General features: G+C 72.9%; 12 protein-coding genes. 8 read left to right on the top strand and 4 right to left on the bottom strand.

What is annotated here, in order from left to right:
• Nucleotides 1–36: 36 nt before the first annotated feature.
• On the bottom strand, nucleotides 37–864 hold the full coding sequence (locus BLU27_RS21510) for a sugar phosphate isomerase/epimerase family protein (protein WP_092655490.1): 828 nt from the start codon (nucleotides 862–864) through the stop codon (nucleotides 37–39).
• An 89-nt stretch (nucleotides 865–953) separates the two neighbouring features.
• The gene (locus BLU27_RS21505; protein ID WP_241827556.1) at nucleotides 954–2,039 is read right to left on the bottom strand and encodes a LacI family DNA-binding transcriptional regulator; all 1,086 of its coding nucleotides are present in this window, start codon (nucleotides 2,037–2,039) and stop codon (nucleotides 954–956) included.
• A 181-nt stretch (nucleotides 2,040–2,220) separates the two neighbouring features.
• On the opposite strand from BLU27_RS21505, the gene BLU27_RS21500 reads away from it, so the two are divergent.
• From BLU27_RS21500 to BLU27_RS21465, 8 genes are all read left to right on the top strand, one after another.
• The gene (locus BLU27_RS21500; protein WP_092655488.1) at nucleotides 2,221–3,048 is read left to right on the top strand and encodes a sugar phosphate isomerase/epimerase family protein; all 828 of its coding nucleotides are present in this window, start codon (nucleotides 2,221–2,223) and stop codon (nucleotides 3,046–3,048) included.
• 106 nt (nucleotides 3,049–3,154) lie between these two features.
• Nucleotides 3,155–4,246, top strand: coding sequence for a Gfo/Idh/MocA family protein (locus BLU27_RS21495; RefSeq protein WP_092655486.1), 1,092 nt, complete (start codon nucleotides 3,155–3,157; stop codon nucleotides 4,244–4,246).
• Entirely contained in the window at nucleotides 4,243–5,103 is an 861-nt protein-coding gene (locus BLU27_RS21490) for a sugar phosphate isomerase/epimerase family protein (RefSeq protein WP_092655483.1), read from the top strand. The genes BLU27_RS21495 and BLU27_RS21490 overlap by 4 nt, the downstream gene beginning before the upstream one ends.
• A gap of 94 nt (nucleotides 5,104–5,197) precedes the next feature.
• Entirely contained in the window at nucleotides 5,198–6,475 is a 1,278-nt protein-coding gene (locus tag BLU27_RS21485; RefSeq protein ID WP_092655481.1) for a lactate racemase domain-containing protein, read from the top strand.
• Between the two features lie 10 nt (nucleotides 6,476–6,485).
• Entirely contained in the window at nucleotides 6,486–7,784 is a 1,299-nt protein-coding gene (locus BLU27_RS21480; RefSeq protein ID WP_241827555.1) for an alpha/beta hydrolase family protein, read from the top strand.
• 15 nt (nucleotides 7,785–7,799) lie between these two features.
• The gene (locus tag BLU27_RS21475; protein ID WP_092655479.1) at nucleotides 7,800–8,633 is read left to right on the top strand and encodes a Nif3-like dinuclear metal center hexameric protein; all 834 of its coding nucleotides are present in this window, start codon (nucleotides 7,800–7,802) and stop codon (nucleotides 8,631–8,633) included.
• Nucleotides 8,597–9,373, top strand: coding sequence for a zinc ribbon domain-containing protein (locus tag BLU27_RS21470; RefSeq protein ID WP_241827554.1), 777 nt, complete (start codon nucleotides 8,597–8,599; stop codon nucleotides 9,371–9,373). Before BLU27_RS21475 ends, BLU27_RS21470 begins: the two co-directional genes overlap by 37 nt.
• On the top strand, nucleotides 9,366–10,607 hold the full coding sequence (locus tag BLU27_RS21465; protein WP_241827553.1) for a bifunctional RNase H/acid phosphatase: 1,242 nt from the start codon (nucleotides 9,366–9,368) through the stop codon (nucleotides 10,605–10,607). The genes BLU27_RS21470 and BLU27_RS21465 overlap by 8 nt, the downstream gene beginning before the upstream one ends.
• A 635-nt stretch (nucleotides 10,608–11,242) precedes the next feature.
• Here the strand turns inward: BLU27_RS21465 and BLU27_RS21455 are convergent.
• Both BLU27_RS21455 and BLU27_RS21450 read right to left on the bottom strand, forming a co-directional pair.
• A complete protein-coding gene (locus tag BLU27_RS21455) occupies nucleotides 11,243–11,815 on the bottom strand; it encodes a universal stress protein (protein WP_157728744.1) in 573 nt (190 codons plus the stop codon).
• A 49-nt stretch (nucleotides 11,816–11,864) separates the two neighbouring features.
• Nucleotides 11,865–13,154 carry an SLC13 family permease gene (locus BLU27_RS21450; protein WP_157728743.1) on the bottom strand — a complete coding sequence of 430 codons (1,290 nt, stop codon included), beginning with the start codon at nucleotides 13,152–13,154 and terminating at the stop codon, nucleotides 11,865–11,867.
• Between the last annotated feature and the right edge of the window lie 98 nt (nucleotides 13,155–13,252).

Below are 13,252 nucleotides of genomic sequence, written 5' to 3'. Positions count from 1 at the left end.
CCCGGGTGTTCGTTCGGGCTCGTGGTGGGTGAGTGCTCAGCTCGCGGCCGGGACGAGCCTGCGCATGTACTCCGCGTACTGCGGGATCGCGACCTCCGGCTCCTCGATCTCCGGGTGCCAGGCCTTCTCCCACTCGAAGCTGAGGTAGCCGGTGTAGCCCTCCCGGTCCAGCAGCCGGACGAACTCAGCGATCGGCATGGTGCCCTCGCCGGTGAGCCGGAAGTCGAAGTCGGTGGGGGAGTAGGACCCGGAGTCCTTGAGGTGGACGTGCCGGATGCGGTCACCGAGCGCCCGCCAGGTCTGCTCCAGCGGCTCGCCGTGGCGGTAGGAGTGCAGGACGTCCCACAGGATGCCGAGGTCGTCGTTCGGTGCGTACGACAGGAGTTCGCCCACCTGGGTGGAGGTGCAGAAGCTGTCGTGGGTCTCCAGCACCGCGGTGACGCCCTCGGCGCGGGTGGCGGCGGCCGCCTCGGCGAGCCCCTCGGCGATCCGCTTGGTGGTCTCCGTCCGCTCCGGGCCCTCGTCGGGAACCGCTCCGCCGAACACCCGGATGTAGCTCGAGCCGAGCTCGGCCGCGATCCGGGAGTAGGTGCGCGCTGCCTCCAACTGCTGCGCGCGCTCGTCCTTGTCCGGTGAGGTGAACCGGACGCTGGTGTCCAGGCAGGCGAGTTCCACCCCGGCCTCCTCGAACCTCGCCCGGGTGCGGGACAGCCCCGGCCCGGAGAACTCCTCCAGCTCGTGCAGACCGACCTCGCCGCGCAGGAAGCGGAGCTCGACCCCGTCGTAGCCGTTGTCGGTCGCGGTGGAAAGAACCTGGTCCAGGGTGTACTTCGGACAACCGAGCGTGCTGAAGCTGAGTTTCATCACGTACACCTTCCGGTGGTGGGTGGGTGTGGTCGTCGAGCCGGATCGCCGGTCAGTGGTCGCTGGGCAGTGGTGGAGCGCGGCGGGGTTCAGCGGGAGGCGCCCACCGCCTTCGCGGTGCCCCGGTCGGTCGCCGCCCGCTGGCGCGGGGACCGGCCACGTGCGCGGCCGGGTGCGGGACCGGTGCTCTCCCGGATCGTCAGACTGGTGGGGAGTACGACGTCCTCGGTGTCGTCGGGGCGTGGCCGGTCCGGCCCGTCGTACCCGAGCAGGCCGAGCAGGAGGTCGACCGCGGACCGGCCGGCGGACTCGATCGGCGCGGCCAGCGTGGTCAGCGACGGATGGCAGAAGTCGGCGCCGAAGATGTCGTCGCAGCCGACCACACTGATCTGGCCGGGTACGTCGATGCCCCGGTCGCGCAGCCTGCGGAGCACCCCGATGGCGAGCAGGTCGTTGAACGTCACCACGGCGGTCACGTCGTCCAGCACCGCGGAGTCGGCGGCGGCCTTTCCGGCCTCGACGGTCGGCGCGAGCGGCCCGATCCGGACCACCTCGAGGTCACGGTGGCGGGCGAGGGCCTGCAGGGTCCGCCACCGGCGGGCGTCGGACCAGGAAGCGCGCGGCCCGGCGAGGTAGGCGATCCGCCGGTGCCCGAGCGAGGCCAGGTGCTCGGCGGCCTGCCGGGTGCCGAGAGCGCTGTCGATCAGGACGCCCGGCAGCGGACGGACCCGGCGGTTGACCACGACGACCCGGGTCTTCGCGTGCACCTCGCGCAGCCGCTGGTCCGACGCCCGGGAGGAGGCGAGCACGAACCCGTCCACGGCGCCGGTGAGCCGCTCCACCACGGTCGTCTCCTGCTGGCTGGTCTCCTCGGTGTCGGCCAGCACCAGGGTGTAGCCGGCCGCCGCCGCGGCCCGCTCGGCACCCCGGATGAGGTCCAGGAAGAACGGGTTGGTGATGTCGGGGACCAGCAGCCCGAGGGTGCGGGTGCGCCCGGACGGCAGGGCGCGGGCGATGGCGTTGGGCCGGTATCCCATCTCCGCGGCGATCGCGTGGATCCGGTCCCGGGTGGCCGGGCTGACCCGCTCGGGCCGGGAGAAGGCCCTGGACACGGTGGAGGCGTTGACACCGCAGCGGGCGGCCACGTCGTGGATGGTCGGCGTCCGCTCGCTCACCAGGTCGCTCCCTCCACATCGCGGTTCACCGCTGCGTCGCCGGTCGGTGACGGTGCCGTTGTCGGACGGCCTAGTCTCGCCCCTCTTGACAAAGTTTGGCAACCGGTTGCCATAGTTGCCACAACCGGTCGTGTGCCACGGCCCCGACCGCCCGACCACCCGCAAGGAGCACGACGCCACGATGTGGACCCTCTCCGGATTCGCCGACGAGATCGACTCCGACCCGCACGTCCAGTTCCGGACGCTCAACGAGCTCGGCATCCGGTATGTCGAGTTCCGCAGCGCCTGGGGCACCAACGTCCTCGACCTCGACGACGACCAGATCGGTGAGCTGAAGCGGCTGCTCTCGCAGTACGGCATCGGGGTGTCCGCGGTGGGTTCGCCGATCGGCAAGGTCGGCATCCACGACGACTTCGACGAGCACCTGGCACGGTTCGACCGGGCGCTGTGGGTGGCCGAGCAACTTCAGGCGCCGTACATCCGGATCTTCTCGTTCTGGATGCCCGACGGCGAGGACCCGGCCAAGCACCGCGACGAGGTGCTGCGGCGGATGTCGGCCCTGGCGGACCGGGTGGGCGACCAGGACGTCATCCTCGCCCACGAGAACGAACGCAAGATCTACGGCGACGTACCCTCCCGCTGCCTGGACATCGTGGAGTCGGTGGGCTCGGCCAAGCTGCGCCTGGTGTGGGACCCGGCCAACTTCGTCCTGTGCGACGTGGCGCCGTTCACCGACGGGTTCGCCGACCTGCGCCCCTACATCGACTACCTTCAGATCAAGGACGCGGTCGCCGCCGAGGGCCGGGTTGTCCCCGCCGGCGAGGGCGACGGGCAGATCCCGGAGACGATCCGCGCGCTGAAGGCGGACGGCTTCGACAGCTACTTCTCGATGGAGCCGCACCTCGCCTACATGGGTGAGTCCGGTGGGTTCTCCGGCCCCGATCTGTTCGCCAAGGCGACGCGGGCGTTCACCGGACTGCTCGACGCCGAGGGCATCGCGTACCACTAGTCCCGGCGGCACCGCCCCCGACAAGTCGGGGAGCTCGGCGGCGGACGTCGACGAGCCACAACCTCACCAGCAGAGCGCGACAGGAAGCTCGACAGAAGGGGTACTGATGCGATTCGCAGTGATCGGCGCCGGGGTGATCGGTCGCACCCACGCCCAGACCATCCAGTCCCTGCAGCCGCGGGCGGAGTTGGCCGTGGTGGCCGACGTCGTGCCCGAGCGTGCGCAGGAGCTGGCCGCCAAGCACGGCGTCGACGCGGCGAACTCCGTCGAGGAGGTGCTGGGGCGTTCCGACGTGGACGTGGTGACGATCTGCACCCCCAGCGGACTGCACGCCGACGGTGCCGTCGCGGCGCTCGACGCCGGCAAGCACGTCATCATCGAGAAGCCGCTGGACATCACCCTGGACGCCGCCAACCGGGTCCTGGAGGCGGAGAAGCGTTCCGGCCGGACCGCGATGGTGGTGAGCCAGCACAGGTACGACCCGGCCAGCCAGGTGGTCCACCAGGCGGTGAGCGAGGGGAAGTTCGGCCGGATCACCTCCGGCAACGCGATCATGTCGTGGTGGCGCAGCCAGGGCTACTACGACTCCGGCGACTGGCGCGGCACGTGGGAGCTGGACGGCGGCGGCGCCCTGATGAACCAGGGAATCCACACCATCGACCTGATGACGTGGTTCCTCGGCGACCCTGTCGAGGTGTACGCCTGGGCCGACTGCCTGGCGCACGAGCGGATCGAGGTGGAGGACACCGCTGTCGCCACGGTGCGGTTCGCCAGCGGCGCGCTCGGCGTGGTGCACGGCACGACCGCGGCCTACCCCGGCCTCACCACCAAGGTCCACGTGCACGGAGACCAGGGCTCGGCGGTCATCGACGCCAACAAGCTCACCTACTACCACTCCGCCGGCAACAGCGACGAGGACTTCGCCTACGGCGCCGGCTCCTCGGCCAACCAGGCGGAGGCCGCGCTGGCCGCGGCCGGGTACGCGCCGGTCGAGGAGAAGAAGGACGAGCCGACGGTCGCCGGGCTGACGGCGACGTCGCACACCGTCCAGTTCCGGGACTTCCTCGACGCGGTGGAGGACAAGCGCCCGCCGCTGGTCACCGTCGCCGAGGGCACCAAGACGCTCGCCCTCATCCGCGGGATCTACGAGTCCGCGCGGACGAAGGGGCCGATCCGGATCGAGGAGCTGACCCGATGAGCGCAGCCGGTTCGTTCAAGTTCGCCGTCTTCACCGCGAGCCTGCCCGAGTGGACCCCGGAGGAGGCGGCCGGCAAGCTCGCCGAGCAGGGCTGGGACGGGATCGAGTGGCGAATCGTCGACCAGCAGCCGCCGACCGGTGCGTCCGGCTTCTGGCAGGGCAACAGGTGCACCTGGCCGCTGTCGACGTTCGAGGAGGACGTCCCGCGGATCAAGGAGATCACCGAGAAGGCCGGCCTCGGCATCCCGTCCCTCGGCGCGTACGCCCGATGTGACGAGATCGAGGACGTCGAGCGCCTGATGCGCGGGGCCGCGGCCCTCGGCGTCACCCAGATGCGCGTCCCGGTCGGCAAGCCGGGGCCCGAGGGGTACAACGCTGCGTTCGCCCAGCGCCGCAAGGAGTACCGCCGGGTCGCCGAGCTCGCCGAGCAGTACGGCGTGAAGGCGCTGATCGAGCTGCACCACCAGTCGCTGACCTCCAGCGCCTCGTCGGCGGCCCGCTTCGTGGAGGGCTTCGACCCGCGCCACGTCGGTGTCATCCACGACATCGGCAACATGCTCCAGGAGGGGTACGAGTACGACCCGTGGAGCCTGGAGATCCTCGGCGAGCACCTGGCACACGTGCACGTGAAGAACGCCGCGCCGGTGGCGACGCCGGTCGAGGGCGCCAACCGTACGGACTGGAAGTGGGGCTGGGCGCCGATGCGGCACGGCGTCGCGAACCTGCCCAAGCTGTTCGCGGCACTGCGCGAGCACGGCTACTCCGGCTGGGTGTCGGTGGAGGACTTCTCCACCGAGGTCCCGCTTGAGGAGCGGGTGCGCGACAATCTGGCGTACCTGAAGGAGATCTCCGGCTGACGTCGGCGCCCCGCGCACCCCGCAGGACGGCGGTGTGCGGGGCCGCTCCGGTCACAGGCGAGCCGCGGCGGCGGACCGAACGCAGGGAGTACACATGAGCGCTGACCTCATCGGCGGACCGGGCGGCACCGACGCGCCGGGCACGACGGTTCCGGCCGAGCAGGCCGCGGCGTTCGTCGCCGAACGCCTCGCCGGCGTCCCGTTGGAGGGACGCAGCCTGTGCGTGGTCGTCCCCGACTCCACCCGCAGCTGCCCGCTGCCGCTGCTGCTCGGCGCCGTACACGAGGCGGTGCACGGCCGGGTCAGCCGGCTGACCGTGCTGGTCGCGCTGGGCACCCACCCGGCGATGCCGGAGGAGGCGCTGGCCGCGCACCTCGGCTACCGGCCCGGTGAGCTGGAACGCACCTATCCGGGCACGACCGTGGTCAACCACGAGTGGTGGACACCGGAGGCGCTGGTCTCGCTGGGCGACATTCCGGCGGCCGAGGTGGCGGAGGTGACCGAGGGCAGGTTCGAGGAGCCGGTGACGGTACGCATCAACCGGCACGTCGTCGACTCCGACGTGGTGCTCGTGCTCGGGCCGGTGTTCCCGCACGAGGTGGTCGGCTTCTCCGGTGGCAACAAGTACTTCTTCCCCGGTGTCGCCGGCCGGGAGATCATCGACCTGTCCCACTGGCTGGGCGCCCTGATCAGCAACGTCGAGATCATCGGGACGCCGGGCCTGACGCCGGTGCGGGCGCTGATCGACCGGGCCGCCGCGCGGATCCCGGCAGAGCGGCTGTGCCTCGCGGTCGTGGTCGCGTCCGGTACGAAGGACCTGCACGCGCTGGCGTTCGGCACGCCGGAGGAGGCGTGGGCGGCCGCGGCGGAGGTGTCCGCGCAGACGCACGTGCGCTACCTCGACCGGCCGGTGCGCCGGGTGCTGTCCCTCGTGTCGCCGCGCTACGACGAGCTGTGGACCGCGTCCAAGGGCATGTACAAGGTCGAGCCGGTGGTCGCCGACGGCGGCCAGGTCGTGCTGTACGCGCCGCACGTGCACGAGGTCAGCCGTACCCACGGCACGCTGATCGAGAAGATCGGCTACCACTGCCGCGACTACTTCACCGAACAGTGGGAGCGGTTCGCCGACATGCCGCGCTCGGTGCTCGCGCACTCCACCCATGTCCGGGGCGCCGGGCGCTACGACCCCGAGCACGGCGAGCGGTGCCGGATCACGGTGACCCTCGCCACCGGGCTGGACGAGCAGCGCACCCGGGCGCTGAACCTGGACTATCTCGACCCGGCCGCGGTGGACGCGGAGGAATGGGCCCGTGACCCGGAGACCCTGGTGGTCCCGAACGCGGGCGAGGTCCTGTTCCGGCTGCGAACCTGAGGGGACGGCGATGACTTCCACCGACAGCGGTACCGGCACCGGGGCAGAGGCTGAGCTCGGCGCCGGCCTTCCGGCCGGCCGGCTGGCCGTGCCCGAGGCGGAGCTGTCCGTGCCCGGCGGGCTGCCCGACCCGCTGGTGTGCGCGGATGGCGCGCCGGTGCTGACGCCGGCGGACTGGTGGGAGCGCCGCCGCCCGGAGCTGCTCGCGGCGTTCGAGCGCCACGTCTACGGACGTACGCCGGAAGGCGCGGTCGAGGTCGGCGCGCAGGTGCTCGCCGAGGACGCCGCGCTGGACGGGCGGGCGACCCGGGTGGAGACGCGGCTGACGTTCCGCCGTCCGGCCGTCGGTGCCGCCGGCGCACCGGACTCCCAGGGCTCCCAGGGCTCCGTGGCCGCGACCGTACTGACGTACCTGCCGGCGTCGGCGTCGACAGGCTCGCCCGCTCCCGTCTTCCTGGCGTTGAACTTCCGCGGCAACGACGTCGTGGAGAACGGCTCGGCCGACCACACCGAACCCGTACAGCCTCCGTGGCCGCTGGCGGAGCTGGTCGACCGCGGGTACGGCGTGGCCACCGCCTGCTACCAGGACTTCGACCCCGACGTGGACGACTTCGGCAACGGCGTACACCCGCTCTTCTACGCGCCCGGCCAGAACCGGCCCGGCGAGCACGAGTGGGGCGCGCTTGGCGCGTGGGCCTGGGGGCTGTCCCGCATCCTCGACCACCTGCGCGAGGACCGCCGCGTCGACGCCGCCCGGGTGATCGTCGCCGGCCACTCCAGGCTCGGCAAGGCGGCGATGTGGGCCGCGGCGCTCGACGAACGGTTCGCGATGGCGGTGTCGAACAACTCCGGCTGCGGTGGCGTCGCGCTGTCCCGGCGCCGGGTGGGGGAGACGGTCGAGGCGATCACCAGCAGGTTCCCGCACTGGTTCTGTCCCGCGTTCGCCGCCTATGCCGGCCGGGAGGAGACGCTGCCGGTCGACCAGCACGAGCTCGTGGCGCTCGTCGCCCCGCGCCCGGCGTACGTCGCCAGCGCCGAGGAGGACACCTGGGCGGACCCGTACGGTGAGTTCCTCGGCGCGAAGTACGCCTCGCCGGTCTACGAACTGCTCGGCGCCGAAGGGCTCGCGGCCACCGAGCAGCCGTCGGTGGACCGTCCCGTCGTACCCAGCCGGGTCGGCTATCACATCCGGCCCGGCGGCCACGCGATGACCGACGGCGACTGGGCGCGGTTCGCCGACGCGGCGGACCGGCATCTGGGGAAGGTGTCCGGCCGCCCGACGGACCGGTCCGGGCCTGCCGGCGGCTGACGCTAGGGTTGCCGGGTGGCGACGCTCGCACAGGTGGTGGAGGTCCTCGATGGGTTGTACGACCCGCGCTGGGCCGCCGACTGGGATGCGGTGGGGCTGGTCTGCGGTGACCCCGACGCGGAGGTGCGCCGGATCCTGTTCGCCGTCGACCCGGTGGCCGAGGTGGCACGGGAGGCGCTGGACTGGCCGGCCGACCTGATCGTCACGCACCACCCGCTCTTCCTGCGCGGTGTGCACGGAGTGCCGGCGACGACGCCGAAGGGCCGGCTGGTTCACTCGCTGATCCGCGCCGGCATCGGCCTGCACGTCTGCCACACCAACGCCGACGCCGCCGATCCCGGGGTGTCCGACGCCCTGGCCGGCGCGCTCGGCCTGAGCGACCTGCGGCCGCTCGACCCCCGCCCCGACACTGCGTGGCTCGGTGTCGGCCGGGTGGGCGTCCTGCTCGAACCCGAGCCGCTGGCGGCGTTCGGCCGCCGGGTGGCCGGCGCCCTGCCGCCCACCGCGCACGGCGTACGCGTGGCCGGTGACCCGGAGCGGCCGGTGGCCACGGTCGCGGTCTGCGGCGGTGCGGGCGACTCCTATCTCGACACGGTGCGGGCCCTCGGCGCGGACGCCTACGTCACGGCCGACCTGCGCCACCACCCGGCCTCGGAGGCAACCGAGCATCCCGGCGCGCCGGCCCTGCTGGACGTCGCCCACTGGGCCAGCGAGTGGCCCTGGCTGGCCGACGCCGCCGACCGGCTCCGCGCCGTGCTGGCCGAGCGGGGCACTACGGTGGAGACCCGCGTCTCGACGACGTGCACTGACCCGTGGGTGAGCCACGCCGACCAGGGAGGGACCCTCTGAACGCCGACCCGTTCATCCAGTTGCGGCTGCTCGACGTCCAGGCACTCGACCTGCGGCTCGACCAGCTGGCCCACCGCCGGCGGACGGTTCCCGAGGTGTCCGAGGGCGAACGCCTGCGGGCCGAGCGCGCCAAGCTCGCGTCGGAGCTGGCGACCGCCCAGGCGCAGGTGAGCGACCTCACCCGCGAGCAGCGCAAGGCCGAAGCCGACGTGGAACAGGTGCGCACCCGGCGGGCCCGCGACGAACAGCGGCTGCAGTCCGGCCAGGTCGGCTCGGCCCGCGACCTGCAGAGCCTCCAGAGCGAGATCGAGTCACTGCAGCGCCGCCAGTCCGACCTGGAGGACGTCGAGCTGGACGTGATGGAACGCCTCGAGGCGGCCACCGCCCACGAGCAGGAACTGTCCGCCCGGGAGACCGAGCTGGGTACGAAGCTGGCCGAGGTCGACCAGGCCCGTGACCGTGCGTACGCCGAGATCGACGCCGAGGTCGACCGGCTGCGCCGCGAGCGCACCGACACCGCGGCCGGGGTCTCCGACGACCTGCTGAGGCTTTACGAGAAGCGGCGCGCGCAGCACGGAGGCGTCGGCGCCGCGGCGTTGCGGCAGCGCCGGTGCGAGGGCTGCCGGATGGAGCTGGACGCGCGGTACCTCGGCCAGATCGCGGCGAAGCCGGACGACGCCGTGCTGAGCTGTGAGGAGTGCGGCCGGATCCTGATCCGCACGCTGGAGTCCGGTGTCTGACCGGTTGTTCGAGCACTCCTCCCAGGGCGTCTCTCGGGGGCTTTCCGCAGGCTCGCCGGGCTCGGGCAGGCGGCTGGTCGTCGAGGCGGACGGTGGTTCGCGCGGCAACCCCGGCCGGGCGGCGTACGGCGCGGTGGTCCGCGACGCGGAGTCCGGCGACGTCCTCGCCCGCGCTGCGGAACGCATCGGCACCGCGACCAACAACGTCGCGGAGTACAACGGCCTGATCGCCGGGCTGAGGCTGGCCCGTGAGCTCGACGCCGCCGCGCACGTCGAGATCCGGATGGACAGCAAGCTGGTCATCGAGCAGATGGCCGGCCGTTGGAAGGTCAAGCACGCCGACATGCGCCGGTTGGCCGAGCAGGCCCGGGCGCTGGTGCCGGCGAACCCGACGTGGACGTGGGTGCCGCGCGAACGCAACAAGACCGCCGACGCCCTGCTCAACGCCGTACTGGACGGTGGCCCGCCGGTGTGGGAGGTCGGCGCCTCGGCATCGACGCCGGTGGCGGCGGATCCGACCGGCCGGCCCGCGGAGGAGACCGCGCCGGCCGAGGCGTCCGCGCCGGCTCGCGGGTGGGGTGCGGAGGTCGGCGGTGCGACCACGTTGTTGTTGCTGCGGCACGGGGAGACCGAACGTTCGCAGGCCAAGAGGTTCAGCGGGTCCGGCGGGGAGGACGTTTCCCTCACCGAGCGGGGCCGCGCCCAGGCCGCGGCGGCCGCACGCTCCCTGGCCGACCGGCTCGGCGTCGCCGCGGTGGTGAGTTCGCCGCTGCGCCGGACGCGGCAGACCGCCGAGGTCGTCGCGGCCACCCTCGGCCTGCCCGTCGAGGTGGAGCCGGGCTTGGCCGAGACCGCGTTCGGCGAGTGGGACGGTTTCACCTTCGCCGAGGTCGGGCAGCGGTGGCCGGCCGAACTCCAGGCCTGGCTGGCGGACACGTCGGTGGCGCCACCGGGCGGTGAGTCGTTCGAGCAGGTCCTCATCCGGGTGCGGGCCGCCCGCGACCGGCTGATCCGGACCTACGGCGGCAAGACCGTCGTGGTGGTCACGCACGTGACGCCGATCAAGCTGCTCACCTGCCTGGCGCTCGACGTGCCGGCGCGGGCGGCGTACCGGATGGAACTCCCCCCGGCCGCGCTCACGGAGGTGGCGTGGTTCGCCGACGGTGCCGCGTCACTGCGGTCGTTCGGCGTGCCGGCGGAGGTGCCCGAGGACGGCGAGCCGATCCACGGCTAGCCGCGTCTGCTCGGTCCGCTGATGCGTTCACGGTCCGATCACCTCGTTGGTGCCGGTCTCCGCGCTCACCAGGCTGGGTTGGGCAGCCAAGGTCAGTGCTCCGCCTTCGGCGCCCAGCGGGTGCCGCTCGCGGCAAGGCTCTCTGTGACGCTGATTCTTCCGCGGACGAATCGCCGCGGCACGGCGCGGACCGATCCTCTGGGAGCGGCAAGGAGCTCACACCGAACGTGCCTTCGGGCCGTGTAGCGCTGGTGAGGCACATGCGGGATGGGGGCATGACCGATCGTGACGGAACCCTGTCCACGCAGTCTTCGGGTGTCGTCGATCCGGATGCGTTGCTCGCGCTTGCCGATGCCTACCACGTACGTCCTCGTGAGTACGTGGATCGAGGGCTACATGTCCGACCTGGCCGTCTTCGTCGGCCGGCCGGCGACATCACCCGGCTCCGGCCGGCACTGTCGGGCCTCGCCCCGTGCGTGTGGGAAGCGGCGGTCCTGGCCCACGAGCGAGACGCGTACAGCCGGCACGTACTGCAGGGACACGGTGAGTTCGCGGAGCGAATCGCGGCATGGCGCGGTGACGTACTCGAGGGGGAGGTCCGATGACGGGCCCGACCGCCGGCAGGTGAACGGCCCTCAGTCCTCGCCCTCGGGCCGGGGAGGATGCCCGTGCCCGTGCCCGTGCCCGTGGCCGTGGCCGTGGCCGTGCCCGTGCCCGTGGCCGGGTGGGGGCGGCAGGGTGGAGAGGTCGGGCGCGGTGCCCGGCCACACCAGGAGCACCGCACAGGGCGCGTGGTCGACGACGAACCTGGTCGAGTGCCCGAGGCTGCCCGGCCCGAGCCGGTCGGTGTCGCCGGTACGCGCGCAGACGAGCAGCCGGGCCTGGCCGGCCAGGTCGACCACCTCGCGCTCGACCCGGCCCTGGCGTTCGACCGTACGCATCGGACCGGGGCGCGGCCCGATCCGTTCCGCGGCGGCGGCGAGGAGTTCGCGGGCGCTCTCCCCGGCCAGGTCGTCGATGCGGGTGGCCGGGTCCCGGTCGTGGTGGTGCCGGCCGAGGAGCGCGCCGAACGCGCCTTCGGCCGCGCCGTGGAGCTCGGCCGGGGTGACGTGAGCGAGGACGACCGGCTCGGCCGGGCCGGCGTACTCCCGCGCGGCCGCCACGCAGGCCGGCCAGGTGTCTTCGGTCACCCAGACGAGTACGGTCATCGTGGTTGCCTTCCGGGACCACCGAGAGCCGGGACCCGCGCGGTGAGGCTCAGAGCCCGGCGACGACGAGTGAGCACCAGAGTGCCACGACCGCGAGCACCAGCGTGAGCGGAACGCTCGCCACTCCCAGGGTCAGGAAGTCCCGCAGCGCCGGCTCGACGCCCCGCTGCCTCAGGGTCCGCCGCCACAGCAGGGTCGCCAGCGAACCGACGTAGGTGAGGTTCGGGCCGACGTTCACCCCGATCAGGGCGGCGAGCACCGGACCCGGACCGGCACCGGCCAGCAGCGGCAGCAACAACAGCACCGCGGGCAGGTTGTTCACCAGGTTGGCGAGCAGGGCCGCCACGGCCGCCACACCCAGCAGGGCCGGCAAGGACGTTCCGTTCGGCAGCAGCGCGCCCACGGCGTCGCCGAGTCCGCCCGCAGCCACCGCGCTGACTACGACGCCGAGCCCGAGGACGAACACCGCGAAGTCCAGACCGGCGGCCCGGCCCACCCGGCGCGGCGACACCAAGCGCTTCCGCAGACCCCGTACGGCGAGAACGACCGCACCGGCGACAGCGAACCACACCGGCTCCAGCCCGAGCGGCTGGGCAACGGCGAAGCCGAGGAGTACGACAGCCACCACGACCAGCGGCACTCGCGGGAGCGACACCCGGTCCGGCCGACCCCCGGGATCGGCCGCCGCCCGGGCCGCCGCACCAGTCCGCGTCTGCGCCCCCGCCCTGCGCAGGTCGGCGGCGAAGAAGCGGCGGAACACGACGTACTCCGCGGCGATCGCGACCAGCCACGGCGCGGTCATCAGCCCGGCGAAGGCGAGGAAGGACAGCCCGGACGCCGCCAGCGCCAGCAGGTTGGTGAGGTTGGAGACCGGCAGCAGCAACGACGCGCTGTTGGCGAGGTGGGTGCACGCGTACACGTGCGGGCGGGCCGGCGCCCTCGTCCGCAGGGCCGCCGCGACCACGACGGGCGTGAGGAGTACGACCGTGGCGTCCAGGCTGAGCACCGCCGTGGTGAGCGAGGCGACCACGAACACCTGGGTGAGCAGCCGCCGCGGCGACCCACGCGACGTCGTCGTGAGGATCCCGCCGAGCGCGGTGAACAGGCCCTCGGCGTCACAGGCGTCGGCGATCACCAGGATCGCCACCAGGAACACGACCACCGGCGCCAGATCGAGGATCTGGTGCCAGGCCGCGGCCGCCGACAGCCCGCCGGTGAGGACGACCAGGACGGCCGCCGGGACGGCGGCGACCGCCTCGGGGTAGTCCCGCGGCCGGACGACGGCGAACGCCAGGACGCCGGCCAGCGCCAGGACCGCGACCACCTCGGGCCAGTTCACGACCATGCCCCGGTGGCCGCCGACATCCTCACGGCCGAAGCGTAGGTGACCACGCCCCGGGCCACCTCGCCGCCAGGCTCGGGGGGTCCGCGGCGCGG

The organism is Actinopolymorpha singaporensis, assembly GCF_900104745.1.
In the GTDB taxonomy this organism is placed as follows: Bacteria; Actinomycetota; Actinomycetes; order Propionibacteriales; family Actinopolymorphaceae; genus Actinopolymorpha; species Actinopolymorpha singaporensis.
The sequence above is the reverse complement of the archived record's forward strand: the minus strand, read 5'-3'. Positions and strand labels throughout refer to the sequence as shown.